The sequence below is a fragment of the Porphyromonas sp. oral taxon 278 str. W7784 genome (assembly GCF_000467855.2).
GTDB lineage: Bacteria > Bacteroidota > Bacteroidia > Bacteroidales > Porphyromonadaceae > Porphyromonas.
The window spans coordinates 48,722-70,037 of the sequence record NZ_KI259258.1 but is presented as its reverse complement, the minus strand read 5'-3'; the positions used below and the strand labels follow the sequence as shown (position 1 = coordinate 70,037).

Genomic DNA, 21,316 nt, shown 5'->3' with positions numbered 1-21,316 from the left:
CCCCTTCGGGCTCGTCCCAGCATGCTCAAAAAAGGAGAAGCTCAAGAGCTCCCAAAAGCCCGCTACAGCAGGCGCTCCACAAGGGCTTCTCGAGGGCCTCAAAGAACGACCTACGGTAGGTCGTCAAAAAAACCTACAGTAGGTTTCACTGCGACCCACGGTAGGTCGCATCGACGACCTACAACAGTAGGTCGCATCGACGACCTACCGTAGGTCGTTTTTGCACCCTCCCGAGGGAGGCCAAAAACAGGCTCCGATTCCCACCCCTGAAGTTTCGCCTGATTCAAGATTCTTTGTACCTTTGCCCCACACTTCTTTTACTCTGATTTACTCCTCACCATCCGACCAATGAACGAACCACAGCTCAAGCGGTATCGCCACCGAGATCTATCCCTCGTACTCGCCCTGATCTCCTTGGTTCTCTTCGTCGCCCTCCAGTTGGCCTGCCGAGCCTCCATACCCTACCAACGCTGGCTCTTCATGCTCTCCTTCTTCACCCCCTCCTTCATAGGCCTGACTCTCGGAGCTTACCTGGCTCAGCGCCACGGACTCAATAAGGCGATCATTGCTCTTGGCACGGCAGGGGTTGCTCTCTTTGGGATGCTCCTCATCGGGATGATCGACCTGCTCTTCTCGCCCCTGGGGTGAGCTTCGGCAGAGTATCTTCCCGCCTAAAGGCTGAGCTAGCCCAAGGGAAGGCAAGAGATCGGCACAAGCCATCCTCCATGAAGCCCCCTTAGCGTCCAGATTATTTGTAGCTTTGCTCTGTACTTCTCACGCACTGACTATCCTCAAGCCCTCCGCCCTATGCACGAAGCACAGCTCAAGCGATACCGCCATCGGGAGCTTATCCTGATGCTTACCCTAGTCTCCCTGGGGATCTTCGTCCTCATCCAGCTACTCAGCCAAGCCGTCCCTTCGTGCGAAGGCTTCCTCTTCTCCTTCTCTTTCTCCGCCCCCACCTTCGTCTATCTGACACTGGGGACATACTACGCCAAGCGCCGAGGTCTCGAGAGAGGGATCATCGCCGTAGGCACCGTCGTGCTGTCAGCCCTAGGGATGCTCCTTCTGGGACTGCTGTTCTTCGTCTCTCTGAGCTAAGGGTGCTAGATCCCTTCCCACCTCTACTCTTCATCCACCTCCTTCCCCACTCTCCTCACCCCGAGGAGGGAAGGCTCTCATATGCCCGAACGAAGCATATAGAGCCCATCCCCACGCAATCCGTCGTCAAGATGCGTGCGAAATGTGTAAATTTGTAGCTCGTGTGGGGCTAGCTCAGCCACAGAGCTCTCCCCCGAAGACAAGCAACAGAAATAACAATCATAGATACGTCACGAATCAAGCTATTATGGAGTTAGCTACCAAGTACAGCCCCGAGGCTGTGGAGAACAAATGGTATCAGTATTGGATGGAGCACAAGCTCTTCCATTCCACCCCGGACCACCGTCCCGCTTATACCATCGTCATCCCACCACCCAACGTCACGGGCGTGCTGCACATGGGGCACATGCTCAACAATAGTATCCAGGACATCCTCGTACGCCGTGCCCGTCAGCAGGGCTTCAACGCCTGCTGGGTGCCTGGTACCGACCATGCCTCCATCGCTACCGAAGCCAAGGTCGTCGGACGACTCGCTTCGCAAGGGATCCAGAAGCACGACCTCACCCGAGAAGCCTTCCTAGAGCACGCTTGGGACTGGACACGTGAGCACGGAGGTATCATCCTCGAGCAGCTCAAGCGCCTAGGTGCTTCGTGCGACTGGGATCGTACCGCCTTCACCATGGACGAGGAGCGTAGCCAGAGCGTCCTCGATGTCTTCGTCGACCTCTACCGCAAGGGGCTTATCTACCGAGGTGTCCGTGTCGTCAACTGGGACCCTAAGGCGCAGACCGCCCTCAGCGACGAGGAGGTCATCTATCAGGAGCAGCAGGGTAAGCTCTACTATCTGCGCTACTTCGTCGAGGGCGAAGCCGACAAGTATGTAGTCGTCGCTACGACTCGCCCCGAGACCATCATGGGGGACACCGCCGTCTGTATCAACCCCAATGACGAGCGCTACCACTTCCTCCGTGGCAAGAAGCTCATCGTGCCCCTCGTCGGGCGAGCAGTGCCCGTGATCGAAGACGAGTATGTAGATATCGAGTTCGGTACCGGCTGTCTGAAGGTCACCCCTGCACACGACATCAATGACTATGTCCTCGGAGAGAAGCACCAGCTCCAGACCATCGATATCTTCAACAACGACGGGTCGCTCAACGAGCACGGTGGCGCTTACGCCGGCATGGACCGCTTCGATGTACGTAAGAAGATCGAAACTGACCTCGAGGTCGCAGGCCTCATGGAGAAGGTCGAGGCCTACACCAATAAGGTCGGCCACTCCGAGCGTACCTTCGTACCCATCGAGCCCAAGCTGTCGATGCAGTGGTTCCTCAAGATGGAGGGCCTTGCTAAGCCTGCCCTCGATGCGGTGATGAACGATGAGATCCGTCTGCACCCTACGAAGTTCAAGAACACCTATCGCCACTGGATGGAGAACATCAAGGACTGGTGTATCAGCCGTCAGCTCTGGTGGGGTCACCGCATCCCTGCGTACTACCTCCCCGATGGCTCCTTCGTAGTAGCATCGACCGAAGCAGAGGCACTTCGCCTAGCACAGGAGAAGGACGCTAGCCTCACGGCCAGCGACCTTCGTCAGGAGAGCGACTGCCTAGATACGTGGTTCTCTTCATGGCTGTGGCCCATCACGGTCTTCGCTCCTGCGCTGAGCAAGGGCAACGAGGAGCTCAACTATTACTACCCCACCTCTGATCTGGTCACCGGCCCAGATATCCTCTTCTTCTGGGTAGCACGTATGATCATGGCCGGCTATGAGTTCCAGGGGAAGAAGCCCTTCGAAAACGTCTACCTCACCGGTATCGTCCGAGACAACCAAGGGCGCAAGATGTCCAAGACCCTCGGTAACTCCCCAGACCCTCTTGACCTGATCGACAAGTACGGGGCTGATGGTGTCCGCATGGGACTCATCATGAGCGCTCCTGCGGGGAACGATATCCTCTTCGACGAATCCCTCTGTGAGCAGGGCCGTAACTTCTGTAACAAGATCTGGAATGCCTTCCGTCTCGTCAAGGGATGGACTGCCGACGTAGCCCAAGGAGAGCAGCCCGAGGCCTCACGCCTAGCTTCCTACTGGATGCGTCAGGTACTCAACAAGGCTGCAGGCGAACTGAATGACCTCTTCGCCAAGTATCGTATCAGCGAGGCTCTGACCCTCGTCTACAAGCTGATCCGTGATGACTTCTCGTCCTCTTACCTGGAGCTGATCAAGCCTGCCTACGGCACTCCTATCGATGCTACGACTTGTCAGGAAGCACTCGACTTCTTCGATGAGATCCTACGTATCCTGCACCCCTTCATGCCGTTCATCACCGAAGAGCTGTGGCAGAACCTCGCCGAGCGCTCCGAAGGCGAAAGTATCATGAATGCCCAGCAGCGCCCTGCCGCTCCAGCAGACGAAGCCTTCCTCCAGCGCTTCGCTTCCGCTCAGGAGATCATCACTACGGTACGTAGCCTTCGTACGAGCAAGAACCTCTCTCCCCGTGAAGCTCTTGTCCTCGAAGCTGCCCCCAGCTTCCCCACCGAACTAGATGAGGTGCTGGTGAAGATGGCTGGTCTCTCCATGATCGACCGTAGCGGTGTCCGTAGCGAGGGTGCCGTGAGCTTCGTCATCGGGACGGATGAATTCGCCGTGCCTATGGCTGCCTATATCGATGTCGAGGAAGAGCTGAAGAAGCTCCGTGCCGACCTCGAGTACCAGCAGAAGTTCCTCGCTGGTGTAGCGAAGAAGCTCAGCAACGAGAGCTTCGTCAGCAAGGCTCCCGAGGCCGTCATCGCCCTGGAGCGTAAGAAGCAGTCCGACGCCGAGAGTCGCATCGCCACACTAGAGCAGAGCATCCGCCAGCTGGAGGCCCAAGCTAAGTAGATGGAGGCCTTCGACAAAAGCAAGTACACCTCTCAGGATCACCCGCTCGCCATCAATATCGGGCGGGTGCTCCGAGAGAAGGCAGGGAAGAATCTTCCCCGCCCTGTCATCGCCCTGCTGGAGCGCATCATCCATCAGCGGGATATCAATGATGTGCTCTACCGGTATGGACACCTAGAGGGCAAGGACTTCCTCCGTGCTCTGGTAGGGGAGTTCCAGCTAGACATCGACTGGGTTCACCCCGAGCGTCTCCCTGAATCTGGGCGATGCCTCTTCGTGTCGAACCACCCACTCGGTGGACTTGATGGCATTAGTCTTGCCCACATGCTAGCAGAGCGCTACGGTGATGTACGCTATATCGTCTCCGACCTGCTCTACTACCTCAAGCCCCTCCAGCCTGTCTTCCTCCCCGTCAACAACCGACAGGGCACTCAGGCACGCCACCAGATAGAGATGCTCCAGCAGGCACTGCAGACCGACGTCCCTATCGGTAGCTTCCCTGCGGGCTCTTGCTCCCGTATCTTCGACGGGAAGCTCCAGGACCGACCTTGGCGCAAGACCTTCGTCTCCCAAGCCATCTCCTCAGAGCGAGACATCGTACCCCTCCACTTCGTCGGACGCAATAGCAGGCACTTCTACTGGGTATGGCACCTGAAGAACTTCCTGAGAATGAAGTTCGATCCCGGGCAAGCACTACTACCCGATGAGCTCTTCCGTGCCCGTGGTAGCCGCTACCGAGTCATCGTCGGTGAGCCCATCCCTTGGCAGAGCCTCCTCTCCGATGGGCGCACTCCCGACGACGAGGCGCAGCGCATACGTGCCATCAGCTACCAGCTACGAGAAGACTACGACAAGCACCACGGCTAGCATGTACACCTCTACGCTCATCCCCCCGCAGGACAAGGAACAGATCCGAGCCGAACTCACCCCAGATAAGCTCCTGCGCAAGACAAACAAAGGGGGCAACGAGATCTATGTCTTCCATGCCTCCGCCGCCCCTGTGACCATGCAGGAAGTAGGGCGCCTCCGTGAGGAAGCCTTCCGCTTCTACGGCGGGGGGACAGGCAAGGCGTGCGACACCGATGAGTTTGACCTCGCCGAGGAAGGCTACCGCCAGCTCATCGTCTGGGATCCCGTAGAGGGTGCTATCCTCGGTGGGTACCGCTTCATCTTCGGGGACGAGGTGCAGATAGACCAGGAGACGGGTAAGCCCCGACTGGCTACCTCGGAGATGTTCGACTTCAGTCCCACCTTCCTCCAGAAGTATCTCCCCTATACCATCGAACTCGGACGCTCCTTCGTCTCCCTGGCCTACCAGTCGACACGTATGGGAGCGAAGAGCCTCTTCGCCCTAGACAACCTCTGGGATGGTCTTGGTGCGCTCACCGTGCTGAACCCTCGGATGAGGTACTTCTATGGCAAGGTGACCATGTACAAGGACTATGATGAGCATGCACGCAACCTCATCCTCTACTTCCTCGACAAGCACTTCCCCGACCCCGAGGGACTAGTCACTCCGACAGAGCCATTACCCATAGAGGTAGACCCTGAGGAAGTCGCTCAGCTCTTCTGCCACGAAGACTTCCACACCGACTATAAGGCCCTGAACCAAGCTATACGAGCTCATGGCCTGAACATCCCTCCCCTTGTCAGCGCCTACATGGCACTCTCCCCCGAGATGCGGGTATTCGGTACGGCGATCAACTATGAGTTTGGGCTCGTCCAAGAGACCGGTATCCTCATCGCCATCGACGATATCATCCCCGACAAGCGTAGCCGTCACATCGAAACCTTCGATGCTGATGCAGCGCAGACCGAGCTACTATGGACGAACATCTCCAGACAGGTGCGCTTGGTGAAGAACTAGCCTGCCGCTATCTGGAGCGCAAGGGCTATCGTATCCTCGAGCGTAACTGGCACTTCGGTCACAAAGAGGTAGACATCATCGCCCAATGGGGCGAGACACTCATCATCGCCGAAGTGAAGACCCGAGGCGTGGGGAGCCATATCTCCGCTCGGGACTCCGTGGCTCTAGAGAAGCAAGAGCACCTGATCCGAGCAGCCAATGCCTACGTCCGTCAGCATGCCCTCGACCTAGAGGTACGCTACGACATCCTTGCACTCGACCTGAAGGAAGATGGGGGCTATACGATCGAGCATATTACCTCAGCCTTCTATCCACAGCTCCGCTCCTCGAGAAGATCTAGAGCCACGTCTCGCCGCTCTCATCGCTAGTATCTTCGCATGATCCAGCTATCCACTCCTATTCAGCTTCCTCCCTCACCTCCCCGTCTCGGCTATGGGATGGGTGGGCTCAGCATGGGCTCATGCTTTAGCGAGCACATCGGCACGTATCTTAGGGAAGGAGGGCTGTCCCTAGAGATCAATCCCTTCGGCATCCAGTACAATCCCCTCTCTATAGCTGAGGGTCTAAACCAGCTACTGAAGGGGAAGGACTTCGAGCGGGAAGATCTTTTCGAATACGGGGGGCTCTACCATTCGTTCCTCCATCATGGGAGCTTCTCTGCTGTAGCGCCTGAGGAAGCACTCCTAAGGATGAACGAGGCAAGACGCTCTGCCCTTGAGCTCCTACCCCACCTACGCTTCCTCCTCTTGACCTGGGGCACAGCCTATGTCTACCGCCTCGCCACAGAGGAGTATGGAGAAGGGATCGGTTCGGTGGTGAGCAACTGTCACAAGCTCCCCGAGCGCACCTTCTCTCGGGAGCGAACCTCCCTCGGCGAACTTCTCTCCGTCTGGTGCCCACTCGTCGAAGAGCTACGTGAGCGCTTCCCCGATCTCATCATAGTGCAGGCTGTAAGCCCTGTGCGCCACCTCCGAGATGGAGCCCATGGCAATGCCCTGAGCAAGGCGACACTCCTCCTCTTCGCCGAGGAGCTCTCCCGCCTCTACCCACAGCACTGCTTCTACTTCCCCTCCTACGAACTGGTACTCGACGAGCTACGGGACTACCGCTACTACGCCGATGACCTCGTCCATCCGAGCACACTCACCCAGCGCATCGTCCAAGAGCGCCTCTCCTCATGGCTCCTCGATGAAGAGGCTGAGCGAGGTCTCCCACTGGCCCATCGCCTCCGACGGGAGCTCTGCCATCGTCCCCTACACGAAGAGGGGAAGGCGCATACCCAGCGTCTCGAGGCACTCCGTGAGCGCATCCAAGCCTTCCGCACCCAATATCCCCTAGCACAGCTGTACGATTTACCTTCATGGATCGACTAGTCTCTCCCGCCTTCGCTCCGGAGGCTCTTGCTCATATCTTCTCCATCGAGCCCCTGCTGGGGCACAGCACTTCCATTAGCCACATCCTCACGGATAGCCGTTCGCTCATCCAGCCCGAGGCGACGCTCTTCTTCGCTATTCGTACCGAGTCAGGTGATGGTCATCAGTATATCGAGGCGCTGTACAGCGCTGGGGTAAGGAGCTTTGTCGTCGAGCGAATGACAGGGCAGGAGTCCACCCGATACCCAGGGGCGAACTGGTACGTCGTACCCTCGTCAATCACTGCATTACAGCAACTAGCTCGGGCGCATCGGGAGCGCTTCTCCCGTCTCGAAGTCCTAGGGATCACGGGGAGCAACGGTAAGACGATCGTCAAGGAACTCCTCTACCAGCTCCTCGCTACCCGCTATACGACGGTGCGCTCACCCCGTAGCTACAATTCGCAGATCGGCGTACCTCTCTCGGTGCTAAGCATCACGGAGGAGGACGAACTAGGACTCTTCGAAGCAGGTATCTCCCGCACGGGAGAGATGGCAGCCCTCGAGCCAGTGATCCAACCGAAGTACGGGGTCTTCACCTCGCTAGGCAGTGCTCATCAGGAAGGCTTCTCTAGCCTAGAAGAGAAGCTCGAAGAGAAGCTCCTCCTCTTCCGTCACTCTGAGACGCTCTTCTACAGCCTCGACGATGCGCTCGTTCGGGAAGCGATGCAGAGGCGCTTCCCCGAGCGCAAGCATATCACCTGGAGCCGTAGGGATCCCAAGGCTACGATATATATAGGCCAATGTACTACGAGGCTTGAGCAAAGCGAACTCTCCATCACCTATGCGGGGAAGAGCTACCAGCTGACGGTTCCTTTCGCCGACCAAGCCTATCTAGAGGATGTCTACTGCTGTCTCGCCGTCGTCTCCGCCCTTGCTCCCGAGCTACTCCTAGAGTCCTCCGCCTGGCGCTCCCTCACCAGCATCTCGATGCGTCTCGAGGTGAAGGACGGTCTCCAAGGCAATACCCTCATCGATGATGCCTACAGCTGTGACCTCCAGTCGCTCTCCATAGCGCTCGACTTCCTCCGTAGGCGCTCCTCCGCCACTTCCTCACGCCCCGTCCTCCTCCTCTCCGATATCGAAGGGAGCGGACGCAGGGATGCTGACCTCTATGCCGAAGTAGCCGAACTCCTCCGAGGCTATGGGATCGCTGAGATCTTTGCCATAGGGCCTCATCTCTCGGCCTCTCAGTCGCTCTTCGAAGGGATGCACATCCATTTCTTCGCCTCCACAGAGGAGCTCCTCGCCTCTTCCCTCCTCAGAGGCCTACACGACTCCTGTATCCTGATCAAGGGCGCACGTAGCTTCGCCCTCGACGAAGTCTACCGTAGACTCTCCTCACGAGAGCATCAGACCGTGCTCGACATCGACCTGAGTGCCGTCGTGCACAATCTCAACCTCTATCGCTCACTCCTACCGGCCCACCACCCGCTGATCTGCATGATCAAGGCGGACGGCTACGGCACAGGTGCCTTCGAGCTGGCACGTACCCTACAGGAGCATCGGGTCGAATATCTAGCGGTCGCCGTAGCTGATGAAGGGCGTGAACTACGAGACAGGGGTATCCGCACGCACATCATGATCATGAACCCCGAGCTGTCGGTGGCTGAGACCCTCTTCTCGCACCACCTCGAGCCCGAGGTCTACAGCTTCGAGCTCCTCGAAGGGCTTGCAGAGAGGGCTCGCGGGGCAGGACTCTCCGCCTTCCCCATCCACATCAAGGTCGATAGTGGGATGCACCGTCTGGGCTTTGCTCCCTCAGAGCTCAGCGCCGTAGGCTCGTACCTTAGGGAGCATCCTGAGCTCCGCGTCAGTTCGGTCTTCTCGCACCTAGCTTCCGCCGACGAACCCGAGCTACGAGCCTTCACCGAAGGGCAGGCCAAGGCCTTCCTCTCCGCTACAGAGCTCCTCAGCGAAGCCCTAGGCTACCAGCCCAAGCGCCACCTGCTCAACACCGCTGGGATCGAGCGTTTCCCCGAGTACGCCCTCGACATGGCTCGCCTGGGGATCGGCCTCTATGGTATCAGCCCGACGAACTACCCCGGCATCGAGCCCATCGCCCGCCTCTCCACCGTCATCCTACAGACCCGTGAGCTCCCTGCAGGCGAAGCTGTCGGCTACGGCTGTCGGGGACTGACGACCCGCCCCTCACGCATCGCCGTCATCCCGATCGGCTATGCAGACGGCTTCTCCCGTAGGCTTAGTCGGGGAGCTTACTCGGTGCTGGTGCACGGCCATCTCTGCCCTACGATCGGCAATGTCTGCATGGATGCCTGCATGATCGACATCACCGACGTCCCCGAAGCCCGCTCGGGTGATCCCGTCCTGATCTTCGGGGGCGAAGAGCGTCCGCTCACCGCTCTTGCCGAGGCCTGTGACACCATCCCCTACGAGATCCTCACAGGGCTCTCGGGGCGCATCCAGCGCCGCTATTGGCGGGAGTAATCCACGAGGGGGCTCGATGGGGTAGATCCGTCGGGATCGTACGTTTACCTCGGTGGAAGGTTCGATTTTCCCCTTTCCAGATTCCAATTTTAGCTCCTGGGAAGTTCCTCCGAAAAGTAGGGACTTCCCTTATTTTATACGACCTCTCGCCACCTTCGCCTTGCTCTGAGGGCCTCTAGAGGATCTTGGGGCGAACTCGCATTCTCGCTACTTTTGGATCGGTAAGTTAAACCTCTAATCTAAATCACTCCAATGAAGAAGATCATTGCACTGGCAGCCCTGGCTGCCCTCGTCCTCGGTACACCCGCGTGCAACAAGCAAGACACTCCTCGCAAACCCAACCCTGGTCAGAAGCCTACTCCTAAGCCCGATCCTAAGGCTATGGTACTCGAGGGTGCTTACTCGGTGAGCATGCCCACAGCTGATATCCAGGAGAAGAGCTTCACCTTCACCAAGACGGGCATGGTCACCTACAAGGTGATCCCTAAGGCTAAGCCCGCCGACGCCACCGAGTCCCTCGCCGACAAGCAGGACAAGGGGATGGCTCAGGCAGAGACCATCATGGGCAAGTACACCATCTCGGGCACCATGGTCACCTTCACCGAGATGAAGGATGACAAGGGCAAGGCGCTCACGAAGGAGAAGATGATGGAGTTCGCACGTGTCAGCTACGACAAGGCTAAGGACGAACTCACCCAGCAGATCTCCGACAAGATGAAGGTCGTCTACAAGAAGATGATGCCGAAGAAATAGTCTGCGTGTATCTGGGTCTCTATTCGGGGGCTACCGCTCTACTTCGTGTAGTAGGGCGGTAGCTCCTTTTTTATAGCTACCCCTCGTCGAGGGAGGAGCTCTGGAGCGAGGAAAGGGAGGGGGCTTCGACACCCCCATTTTGGGATCTACGGTAGGTCGCAAGAGCGACCCACTGTAGGTCGTCTCAGCGACCCACAGTAGGTTTTTTCGACGACCTACCGTAGGGTCCTTTTTGGTCTCTCTGAGGGCAGACTCCGACACCCTAGGTTTGCACTCAAGGAAAGGGTCGAAAAACGACGGGGGTATCGAACGCCAAGGAATAGCTATATTTGCGCTGAATAAATCCCTGTACGAAGTGATTCAGTCAGAGCGTAAGCATCGGCGTCTTGCGACCATCTTCCTCGGGCTCTTCTTGAGCCTCCTCTCGATGGTCAGCCTCCACGACCTCAGCCACCGAGCTGAAGTGGTGTCAGGGGGCGTGTGCACCGAAGCCGAGGGATATACGACCCAGTTGACCCAGGCCGACTGCTCCATCTGTCACTTCATCCATACGCCCTTCCTAGCTCTCGGTCTCGGCACGATGCTCTCGGCCCTCACCCTCGGCGTATGCGTACTACAGGTACGGACGCAGCGTAGTGAGCACCGCACGAGGTCGCTCATCCTACAGCTACGAGCTCCCCCTGCATCCTGTTGATCTTCCCCCAGACACATCTGTCGTAGGGCTTGCTGGGCCGTCATACGTCGCCACGTATGCGCTTGCCCGTGCCCTACCCCGCCTCCGATAGCTCAGCGATCAGCCCCCTTAGTACCCACCACCCGTGACGGGCGCTGGATCTATAGGCTTCGTGCGCTATCTGAGTGCTGTAGCTATACCTTCCCTTCCTTTTTCCTTTTCACTATGTGCTATCTACACCTCCACAGGTGGAGAAGGGCGGGCTTCCTCATGAGCCTACTCTGCCTCCTCATCCTTGGGAGCGCTGACCTTATGGCCCAGAGTCATAGCGTCCGCATCCAGGTCCTCGATGAGCATACGGGCGACCCACTGGTCGCAGCCGTTGCCCACATCGGGAAGAAGACCATGCAGACCGACGCCAAGGGACAGCTCATCCTCACCCTCGACGCCGAAGAGACTGATGGGCTCCACGTCCACCTCCTCGGCTATCACGAAGGCTTCATCCCCCTCAAGCAACTACGAGCTACCACAGAGCTCTATACCCTCTACCTGCACCCCGAGGAGCGAAGCCTCTCCTCGGTCACCGTCGTCGGCTCTCGTAGTACCCGTCTCGTCAATAGCGTCTCTACCAAAGTCTCCTCCATACAGCTGGAGCGCAACCTCGGACGAAGCCTCGCTTCGCTCCTGACCGACATCAGTGGCGTGACGAGCCTACAGACGGGGACGACCACGGCCAAGCCCGTCATCCACGGCATGTACGGCACACGTGTCCTGCTGGTCAATAATGGGGTGCGCCTCTCAGGTCAGCAGTGGGGCGACGATCATGCTCCTGAGGTCGACGCCGAGAGCAATGGTAGTATCCAGGTCATCAAGGGCGCAGAAGCCGTACGCTATGGTGCTGAGGCCATCGCTGGGGCTATCGTCATGGACCAGCTCCCTCTGCCCTACGGCGAAGAGGGTCTCCGTGGTGCTGTAGCTGGCGCTTATGCCTCCAATGGGCATCGTCTGAGCTCCTCCGTCCGACTCGAAGGCACGCTCCCTGGCTACTCCCCCCTAGCCTACCGCCTGCAGACCTCCTACACCAATGCTGGGGATAGATCCTCCGCCCATTACCTCCTGATGAATACGGGCGTTCGTGAGCTGAACAATGCGCTCACCCTTGGCTGGAGGAAGGATCGTCTGACCCTCGAAGGACTCTTCAGTCGCTATCAGAATAAGACTGGGCTTCTCCCCTCAGGTCACCTACGTAGCCGTGAGGGGATGGCCGAACTTCTAGAGCGAGGCAAGCCAGACCTCTTCCGTCCTTTCTCCCGAGAGATAGGCAGTCCCTACCATAGCGTCGTCCACTACCTCACCCGACTCAAAGGGACGTGGCACGATGAGCGTCTCGGTCTCTTCTCCCTACAGGGCTCCCTACAGCAAGACCGCCGAGAGGAGTACGCCATCCGTAGGAATAGTGCCTACTCCGCCGTGCCTACCCTCTCCCTCTCGCTGAGCTCTCTCCAGCTGGACGCCTCGTGGCGCAAGCACTACCACCACTGGGATAGCGAGGTCGGTCTACACGGCGAATACCTCGACAACTACAGCAACGCAGGTACGGGCTTCACCCCACCGATCCCCAATTACACCCAGCTCTCTTGGGGAGGCTATGCCCTACAGCGCTACCAAGCTGAACGCTTCGGTCTGGAGGCGGGGCTTCGTCTGGATCGGATGACGATGAGCGTAGCGGGCTACGACATCGCAGGGGAGTACTTCTCGGGAGACCATGCATTCACCAACCTCACCTACACCCTCGGCGGACACCTGCATCTCTGGCGAGGAGGTAAGGTGACGAGCAATGTCGGGCTTGCTTTCCGTGCCCCACACGTGCAGGAGCTCTACAGTCTCGGTAGCCAGCATGGTTCGGCGATCTTCGTCTACGGCGACCGCACCCTCCGCTCGGAGCGTGGCTATAAGTGGGTCACTTCACTCTCGCACCACACCGACCGCTGGGATATGACCCTCGACGGATATCTGCAGTGGATGGACGGCTATATCTACGAAGAGCCCTCGAATGAATATGCCCAGACACTCGCTGGGGAATACCCCATCTTCCGCTACCGACAGCGGGATGCTTTCTTCCGAGGCTTCGACCTAGATACCCGCTACTATGTACTGCCCCAGCACCTCTATGCCCGCCTCAAGGGCTCTATGGTCTGGGCCGAAGAGCGGAAGACAGGTCGCTACTTCCCTTACATCCCTGCCCTGCGTCTGACGGAGGAAGTAGGACTGCGCCTGGACCTCCCGAAGTACTGGGAGAGTGAACTCTCTGTGAGCCATCTTTTCGTCGACCGACAGCACCGCTTCGACAGGAGCACCGACCTCACGGATAGCCCCGCTCCCTACCATCTCTTCGGGCTCGAGGCAAGCCTCACCAAGCCCCTTCGTGGCCGTCAGTCCCTACGCCTTACGCTCAGTGTAGACAACCTCTTCAATACCGAGTACAAGGAGTACACTAACCGTGCTCGCTACTATGCCCACGACGCAGGTCGAGACATTCGACTAGCGCTCCGCTGGCACTTCTAACTCCCTTCTCCTAAGAAGACTTCCACCCTTAATTCCCTCATAAGACAATGAACCGATTCCCTCTAGGTCTCCGCTTCGGAGCACTCGCCTTCAGCCTCATGGCTATCCTCGCCAGCTGCGGTAAGACCACCCCAAAGCCACCTACTGACGAACGAAAGAACAAGGGGCATGACCAGCCCACCATCGCCCAGCTCACCCTCACCCAGGGTACGCTCAAGGCAGGCAAGACCTTCACTGCCCTGATGAGCCCCGATGATGTCGAGCTTGACCGCGTGCATCAGACCATCGAGCTTGACCAGAGCAGTGGTCAGATCAAGTACACCGAGGGCCCTGGCTACGTACGTCGCTTCTCGGTCGAGAGCACGACCAAGGTACCTAACCGAGTCTACCTCCTCACGATCAACTACAAGACCGCTACGGGCGAAGCTATGGATGCCCAGCTTGTCTCCGATGAGCAGATCAACCGTCATCAGCACTTCTTCAAGCAGATCATCGGCTATTCGGACGACGGGAGAAATACTCCCCTCTTTGCCCGGTTCAAGGAAGCGCTGAGCTATGACTATGCCTACTGCGACCGCATCCCTCGCAAGCAAAGTGATGGGTCGGAGTATCTGGACGCTAACCCTGTCGGGCTATCGGGCTTCCTGCAGTTCGTCAAGCCCGTGACCCGTGCTGAGACGAAGGAAGTGACGATGCTCATCACGCTGGGGCACTTCTTCAATACAAAGTTCACCTCTACGGGTTCGAAGGCTGTCCGCCCCTTCTTCTCCACCGTCCTGCCTGGTGCAGATGCTGATATCAACATGACCATTCACTTCGACGTAGCTACTAACTAATCCCCCGATTTCACCCATTATGAAACTATCCTTCATCAAGACCCTCTCCTTCGGTCTCCTCGCTACCTTAGCGCTCGGTCTCTCGGCCTGCACGAGCGACGACGAACCCACACCTCGCCCCACTCCCAACCCTGGCGGAGGCACGGTCTCCCCCGCTGGTGAGATCGCTCGTGTCACGCTCACCCTAAGCATGGGCCACCTACACGGACGCAAGGACTTCCACTTCGTCCCCTCTTCGGGGAAGTATGACTTCCGCAACATCTACGACACACAGGAGTTCACCTTCGTCAAGAAGGGTGAGACATGGACCCTCGCTGAGGGCGCTCCATATGCAGACTTCATCGCCTTCCAGCTCTTCGCATGGGATCCCAAGGTCTACTCGTCCATCGCCCCTGACTACGGCGCTATCATCCGCCTCTACGACGCTAAGGGCAAGCTCCTCAACGACGAGTACACCTCCGAGGCGCTCCGCTCACAGTATCAGTTCTTCTCCTACCCGACGGAGGCCAAGGACTTCGACGGCAAGCCCATCGCAGTCAATGCAGCTGACCCCACGAGCCTCCTGCGCTATGTCTACTGCGACACCAATGTATGGAACAAGTCAGCCTCCAAGAGCCCTGAAGACAAGGATGGGAAGAAGCTCTACACCTTCCTCCCCGACACGGAGCCCATCGGCATCAAGGGGTACTATCAGTTCCCCGAGACAGGTCGCTTCCTCCTGAACATCGAGCTCTGGCACAGCCCTAAGGGCAAGCTCGAGGGCGGGAAGCCTTCGCCCTTCTTCGCTCCCAACGCTACGGTGAAGTCCGGCAAGCGCCTCCTTCACCTCACCCTCCCTGTGAACATCGGGGCTCAGAAGCGCTTCATGGACGAAGTCATCGAAGGGATCCAGAACGACTACAGCCGTCGTGTCCGTGAGGCCAAGGACGAGGATAAGGAGAAGGTCAAATACCAAGCCATCCCCCTCGACAAGCTCACTTCGCCTAATGGCTTCTTCACCGACGAAGAGATGCGCACCTTCGCCCAGCGCATGATGAAGCTCCTCGGCACGACCGACTGGGAGCGTCTGGCCATGGACTTCCATCGCTACTATACCTCGGGAGGCAACGAGCAGAGCAACGAAGGCTACTTCTAGCCTGCCCCTTCCAAGGCTAATCTAAGACAAGGCTGTGCTTCCCGCTTCGGCGAGGAGCACAGCCTTCTTCTTGCGCCTCTTCGTCTACTGCCTCGAGGGGGTGAAAAAGGGATCTACGGTAGGTCGTCTTGACGACCCACGGTAGGTCGTCTCAGGCGACCTAGTAGGTTTTTTCGGCGACCTACCGTGGGTCGCAAAAAGGGATATAAAAGAGGGGACATTCTACCCTAGGGAAAGGGGGCAAAAATACTTGCCCTAACCTACCAGGTCTGAAACGTATACGTTTCGTGCCCAAGACGTATACGTTTCACGCTCGAAACGTATACGTTTTGCTCGCAAGACCTATACGTTGCGGGCAGGAAGGGTATACGCTGGCTCGAAGGAGCACCTTACTGCGGGGTGGACGGAAGGAACTTGCTTGCTTCGATAAGCATTCTTCCCGTACCTTTGCAGACAAGAAAACGTGCTCCGTGAGCCCTATGAACAAACGACCTGCCTTGCTCCTCATCCTCCTCTCGCTGGGGATCATCCTGACCTTCATCCTCGACATCATGTGGGGAAGTGTCTCCATCCCCGCCCGTGAGGTCATCGATACCCTCCTTGGGGGTGGTGGCGAACATACGAGTAGCTACGTCATCCTTCACTTCCGCCTGCCCAAGGCCTTGACCTCGCTCGTGGCGGGGGCAGGCATCGCTATCGCTGGCCTTCAGATGCAGACACTCTTCCGCAATCCCCTTGCGGATACCTCGATCCTCGGGATCAATAGCGGGGCGGGCGTCGGCGTGGCGATCTACACCATGGCCTACACGCTCATCCCGGGCCTCGCCTCTACGGGAATGGTCAATAGCTGGGGGATCATCCTCTCGGCTTGTATCGGGGCGATGGCCGTCCTCTTGCTGATCTCCGCCGTAGCCAGTCGCCTGCAGGACATCATCTCTGTGCTGATCGTCGGGGTGATGGTCGGCTTCCTCGCCAGTAGCGTCATCTCCATACTTCAGTACTTCAGTTCGGAGGAGACCCTCAAGACCTACCTCCTCTGGTCCTTCGGCAGTGTCTCTACGACGACCTGGCGACAGCTCTCGCTCATGCTCCCCATCGTCGGCGTGGGGCTCTTCCTCTCCCTCCTCATGCCGAAGCAGATGAATGCGCTGAACCTCGGGGAGAACTATGCCCGCTCCGTGGGAACGAACATTCGCCTCGTGCGTCGCTCGCTCATCCTCATCACCAGCCTCATCACAGGGTGCATCACCGCCTTCACGGGCCCTATTGCCTTCCTCGGGATGGCCGTACCGCACTTCGTCCGCCTGCTCTTCCGCACGGCCGATCATCGCATACTCATCCCTGCGACGATGCTCTCAGGTTCGCTCCTCTTGCTCGTATGCGATATCCTTACCCAAGCCCCAGGGCATCAGTTCGTCCTACCGATCAATGCCATCACGTCGCTACTAGGTGCACCCGTCGTCATCCTCGTAGTCCTCGGGGCAAGCCACAAGAACCAGATCTTCCGCTAAGATGAACCTTCCCTCTACGATCCAGCTACACGATCTCTCCACGGGCTACCGCTCCCGCCGTGAGGAGAAGGTCATCTCTCAGCACCTTGAGCTAGCTATCGCCCCTGGCGAAGTGGTTATGCTCATGGGACCCAATGGGAGCGGTAAGTCGACACTCATGCACACCATGGCAGGGCTTCTCCCTCCGCTGTCGGGCGAAGTCATCATCTCGGGTAAGCCTCTGTCAAGCCTCAAGATGAAGGAGCTGGCACGACTACTCAGCCTCGTACTCACGGAGCGCATCCCTGCGGGCAACATGTCCATCTCAGACATAGTCGCCGTCGGGCGCTACCCGTATACGGGCTTCCGTGGTAGCCTCCGCCCCGAAGACAAGGCAGTCATCCATGAGGCACTCAGAGCCTGTCACCTCGACGGCATGCAGGAGCGCCTCTATTCGACCCTCAGTGATGGGGAGAAGCAACGGGTGATGATCGCCCGTGCCCTAGCCCAAGAGACTCCGCTCATCCTCCTTGATGAGCCGACGGCGCACCTTGACCTGCCCTCTCGGCTCGAAGTCACGACGATGCTCCGCACGCTTGCCCGTAGTCTGGGGAAAAGCATACTGATCTCCACACATGAGCTTGACCTTGCTCTGGGGTGGGCAGACACCATCTGGCTCATGGATCGGGAAGGGAAGGTCACTGCCTCTGCCCCAGAAGACTTGATCCTCGACGGACATATCGAGCGTGTCTTCGGTGCACCGACCCTCAGCTACGACCGAGAGCGTGGGGAATTCTCCATACGACAGAGCGGAGAGAAGAAGATCTGCCTTCGGGGCGAAGGCCTTCGCTACATCTGGACGAGCCGTGCCCTACAACGCCTCGGCTACGAAGTCTGCCCCAGCACGGGAGCTTACCCCGAGGTGGAGCTCTCGGACGAAGGCTGGGTGCTTCTCCTCCCTTCGGGATCAAGGTCGGTCTACCCTTCGATCACAGCCCTCCTTCAAGCTCTGCCTTAGAAAAGCGCCCTTTCCCACCAAAGACATCATTAAATAACTACTCCCCCACGACTCAGCGCTGAGTCGTGGGGGAGTAGGCGTTTCTAGGGGGAGAAGGGAGGGCTAATGCTTCTTACGCTTCTTCACGAGGCGCCGTACATAGTCGAAGGTCAGCATCAGACCCGTCAGCGAAGTGACGAGGCCGATCAGCATGCAGACCCACATCACCACCGTCCAGGCTCCAGGGGTATTGACGAGGAAGGTGAACTGTAGGCGGTGGAACTTCATGAACATCCAAGCATCAATCCGCTCATTGTCGGCGTACATGCGGAAGGTACCCGTCTTCGGATCGACGTAGTACGTATGATGATCCTTCGTATCTATAGCTACTCGCCAGACGGGAAGAGGGCGCTTCCCAGCTCGATGGATATAGTAGGTGTCGTACTTGGTCAGGTAGTCCGTCACGTAGTGGTGCTGTGGACCGAAGACCGAACGTAGCTCACCGATGATCTCCGTACTATCGAGGCTCAGGAGCTTAGGCTCGGCACTACGGGCATCGTAGTAATGGGCGTCCTTCCCACCTTCGGCTCGTAGGATGGGGATATCCCCCAGCGAAGTGAAGGAGAGGGAGCGTAGCTCGGGTTCGCCGAGACGTAGGGTAGTGAGGTCGGTCTTATACTGGCTGAGCGCAAGGGGCTTTCCCTCTAGGCGATCGACGGGATAGTCGTTGGTCTCCGTACGAGGATAGTGCACCACCGAGAGCAAGCCCGTCAGCACCCAAGCGATGATGAGCACCCCACCGACTGTACCGAAGAAATGGTGCCACTGATAGCGCTTGCGAGGGAAGGGGGAGAAGAGCTTCTTCGCCTTCTTCTTGGCACGAGTACGGTAGTGGACGATCCCAAGGTAGAAGCCTGTCAAAGCCATGAACGTACCAAACGCCCCGATGACAATGATGACCCAGCGCCAGAGCTCTGACTGCGAACGGATATAAGTGAAGTAGATCCAGTGAGGGATAGCACCTACCCATGCCCAGAGACGCTCACTGCGGGTCGACTCCTGAAGTACCTCTCCTGTCACGCTAGATACATAGACTTCGTGCCCTGTGCCTCCACTGAGGTGTAGGCGGTAGAAGGGTAGATCATCCCGAAGGCGAGAGAAGGGGGTCCACTGATCGAGGTCATCGAGGGTATCGATGCGCTCGATACGCTGACCCCAGCGTCCGGCTATGCTCTCTAGATAAGAGCGATCCAGCACAAGAGCGTGGAGGCTGTCACCGTCGAATGCGAGTTCACGGCGCTCTCCCTCCTCGGGGCTAAGCACGAGGCGAGCCCGTGGATCGGCATAGGTACCTCCGGAGAGCTCTAGCCCTTCGAGGGGAAGGGTATCTAGCGCCTGAGAGGAGAGGACTCTGCGGAGGCTATCGGTCGAAGGGAGCACTTCGGGCAGGCGAGCGCTATGCTTGAGTTCCTCGTCAGGCGAGTACTTAGGATACTTGTGATAGATGAGGACGAGGCCCGAGATGAACCAAGCGACGAAGAAGATACTCAGCACCGCTCCGAGGAAGCGATGCGTCTTGGTCATGAAGCTTTTGATCGTCATAGTTGTAGGTCGAAGGAGGGGAGGGATCGAGGGAACTACCCCTAGGATAGTAATAGGAGAAGCCCCTGAATCCTGGAGCCACGGAGGGCATAGAAGGATTCAGGGGCTTCTAGTGATCTGAAGGTCGAGGCAGGCTTAGCCGTTGACCTTAGCCATGTGAGCTACGAGGTCGAGGACCTTGTTGGAGTAGCCGATTTCGTTGTCGTACCAGCTGACGAGCTTGACGAACTTGTCGGTCAGAGCGATACCAGCCTTAGCGTCGAAGATAGACGTGCGGGTGTCGCCGAGGAAGTCGCTAGATACGACATCTTCGTCGGTGTAGCCGAGGATACCCTTGAGTTCACCTTCGGAAGCCTTCTTGATAGCTTCGCAGATCTCAGCGTAGCTAGCGGGCTTAGCGAGGTTGACGGTGAGGTCAACGACAGAGACATCGAGGGTAGGGACACGGAAGCTCATACCGGTGAGCTTGCCATTGAGTTCGGGGATGACCTTACCTACAGCCTTAGCAGCACCCGTAGAAGAAGGGATGATGTTGCCAGCAGCAGCACGGCCACCACGCCAGTCCTTGACAGAAGGACCGTCGACGGTCTTCTGGGTAGCGGTGGTAGCGTGTACGGTGGTCATGAGACCGTCGGTGATACCGAAGTTGTCGTGAAGCACCTTAGCAAGAGGAGCAAGGCAGTTGGTGGTGCAAGAAGCGTTGGATACGAACTGCGTACCCTTGACGTACTTGTCGGTGTTGACACCGCATACGAACATAGGGGTGTCGTCCTTAGAAGGAGCAGACATCACGACGTACTTAGCACCAGCGTCGATGTGACCCTGAGCCTTGTCCTTAGAGAGGAAGAGACCGGTAGATTCGACGACGTATTCAGCGCCGATTTCGCTCCACTTGAGGTCTGCTGGGTTACGCTCAGCCGTGACACGGATAGTCTTACCGTTGACGACGAGGTTACCGTCCTTGACTTCTACCGTACCGTCGAAGCGGCCGTGCATCGTGTCGTACTTGAGCATGTAAGCCATGTACTCTGCATCGAGGAGGTCATTGATACCTACGATCTCGATATCGCTACGCTTCTGGGCAGCACGGAAGACAAAACGGCCGATACGTCCGAAGCCGTTGATACCTACTTTAATCATCTTATTATTTCGTTTCGTTAAACTGATTTTCCTTTATCTGGTGGGTGCCGAGGAGTTCCCTTGGATGGAGGATTGTCCTCAACGCTACAAAATTACAGAAATTTATCCACACGAGCGACGCACTTTTGTAAATTCTTTCAGAAGCCCGTCTTTCCACCCTATTTTACCTCCGCTACCTACCCTCCTGATGGACCTCGAGGGAGGGCTCCAAGGAGGGCTTCTGAGCCCGAGGAAAATTCACCAAAAAACCGCTCTTTTTTCGCCTCTCGATCGGCGAACTTCCGACCCCTCGCAAAGTCGCTTATGATCAGGCTTTGCGAAGGGTCACGAGGGGCATCCACCGACGAGGCCGAAAAAAACCTACTGTAGGTCGCCTTACCGACCCACAGTAGGTCGTCGATGCGACCTACAGTAGGTTTT

17 protein-coding genes are annotated in these 21,316 nt (G+C 57.8%); 15 read left to right on the top strand and 2 right to left on the bottom strand.

Annotated elements, in window-relative coordinates; genetic code table 11:
- The first annotated feature begins 348 nt into the window (after positions 1-348).
- The 15 genes from HMPREF1556_RS06800 to HMPREF1556_RS06730 all read left to right on the top strand — a co-directional run bounded on the left by HMPREF1556_RS06800 (position 349) and on the right by HMPREF1556_RS06730 (position 18,175).
- Positions 349-648, top strand: a complete 300-nt coding sequence (locus tag HMPREF1556_RS06800; protein WP_021667662.1) for a hypothetical protein — start codon at positions 349-351, stop codon at positions 646-648.
- Between the two features lie 159 nt (positions 649-807).
- Positions 808-1,101, top strand: a complete 294-nt coding sequence (locus HMPREF1556_RS06795) for a hypothetical protein (RefSeq protein ID WP_021667661.1) — start codon at positions 808-810, stop codon at positions 1,099-1,101.
- A gap of 247 nt (positions 1,102-1,348) precedes the next feature.
- Positions 1,349-3,979, top strand: a complete 2,631-nt coding sequence (locus tag HMPREF1556_RS06790; RefSeq protein ID WP_021667659.1) for a valine--tRNA ligase — start codon at positions 1,349-1,351, stop codon at positions 3,977-3,979.
- On the top strand, positions 3,980-4,846 hold the full coding sequence (locus tag HMPREF1556_RS06785; RefSeq protein ID WP_021667658.1) for a 1-acyl-sn-glycerol-3-phosphate acyltransferase: 867 nt from the start codon (positions 3,980-3,982) through the stop codon (positions 4,844-4,846).
- A 1-nt stretch (position 4,847) separates the two neighbouring features.
- Positions 4,848-5,846, top strand: a complete 999-nt coding sequence (locus HMPREF1556_RS06780) for a GNAT family N-acetyltransferase (RefSeq protein WP_021667657.1) — start codon at positions 4,848-4,850, stop codon at positions 5,844-5,846.
- Complete coding sequence (locus HMPREF1556_RS06775; protein ID WP_021667656.1) at positions 5,804-6,214, top strand: YraN family protein; 411 nt, start codon at positions 5,804-5,806, stop codon at positions 6,212-6,214. Before HMPREF1556_RS06780 ends, HMPREF1556_RS06775 begins: the two co-directional genes overlap by 43 nt.
- Positions 6,215-6,223: 9 nt before the next feature.
- A complete protein-coding gene (locus HMPREF1556_RS06770; protein WP_044125375.1) occupies positions 6,224-7,219 on the top strand; it encodes a GSCFA domain-containing protein in 996 nt (331 codons plus the stop codon).
- Entirely contained in the window at positions 7,207-9,705 is a 2,499-nt protein-coding gene (locus HMPREF1556_RS06765; RefSeq protein ID WP_021667654.1) for a bifunctional UDP-N-acetylmuramoyl-tripeptide:D-alanyl-D-alanine ligase/alanine racemase, read from the top strand. Before HMPREF1556_RS06770 ends, HMPREF1556_RS06765 begins: the two co-directional genes overlap by 13 nt.
- 252 nt (positions 9,706-9,957) lie before the next feature.
- Positions 9,958-10,458 carry a hypothetical protein gene (locus tag HMPREF1556_RS06760; protein WP_021667653.1) on the top strand — a complete coding sequence of 167 codons (501 nt, stop codon included), beginning with the start codon at positions 9,958-9,960 and terminating at the stop codon, positions 10,456-10,458.
- Between the two features lie 355 nt (positions 10,459-10,813).
- Entirely contained in the window at positions 10,814-11,152 is a 339-nt protein-coding gene (locus tag HMPREF1556_RS06755) for a hypothetical protein (RefSeq protein WP_052332630.1), read from the top strand.
- Between the two features lie 249 nt (positions 11,153-11,401).
- On the top strand, positions 11,402-13,696 hold the full coding sequence (locus tag HMPREF1556_RS06750; protein WP_198141861.1) for a TonB-dependent receptor plug domain-containing protein: 2,295 nt from the start codon (positions 11,402-11,404) through the stop codon (positions 13,694-13,696).
- A 47-nt stretch (positions 13,697-13,743) separates the two neighbouring features.
- A complete protein-coding gene (locus tag HMPREF1556_RS06745; protein WP_021667649.1) occupies positions 13,744-14,532 on the top strand; it encodes a hypothetical protein in 789 nt (262 codons plus the stop codon).
- A gap of 19 nt (positions 14,533-14,551) precedes the next feature.
- Entirely contained in the window at positions 14,552-15,667 is a 1,116-nt protein-coding gene (locus HMPREF1556_RS06740) for a hypothetical protein (RefSeq protein WP_021667648.1), read from the top strand.
- Between the two features lie 479 nt (positions 15,668-16,146).
- Complete coding sequence (locus HMPREF1556_RS06735; protein WP_021667647.1) at positions 16,147-17,178, top strand: iron ABC transporter permease; 1,032 nt, start codon at positions 16,147-16,149, stop codon at positions 17,176-17,178.
- Between the two features lies 1 nt (position 17,179).
- A complete protein-coding gene (locus HMPREF1556_RS06730) occupies positions 17,180-18,175 on the top strand; it encodes an ABC transporter ATP-binding protein (protein ID WP_021667646.1) in 996 nt (331 codons plus the stop codon).
- Positions 18,176-18,277: 102 nt separating this feature from the next.
- Here HMPREF1556_RS06730 and HMPREF1556_RS06725 read toward each other — a convergent pair whose 3' ends face one another.
- Entirely contained in the window at positions 18,278-19,756 is a 1,479-nt protein-coding gene (locus HMPREF1556_RS06725; RefSeq protein WP_021667645.1) for a PepSY domain-containing protein, read from the bottom strand.
- 135 nt (positions 19,757-19,891) lie between these two features.
- A complete protein-coding gene (gap, locus tag HMPREF1556_RS06720; RefSeq protein ID WP_021667644.1) occupies positions 19,892-20,896 on the bottom strand; it encodes a type I glyceraldehyde-3-phosphate dehydrogenase in 1,005 nt (334 codons plus the stop codon).
- Between the last annotated feature and the right edge of the window lie 420 nt (positions 20,897-21,316).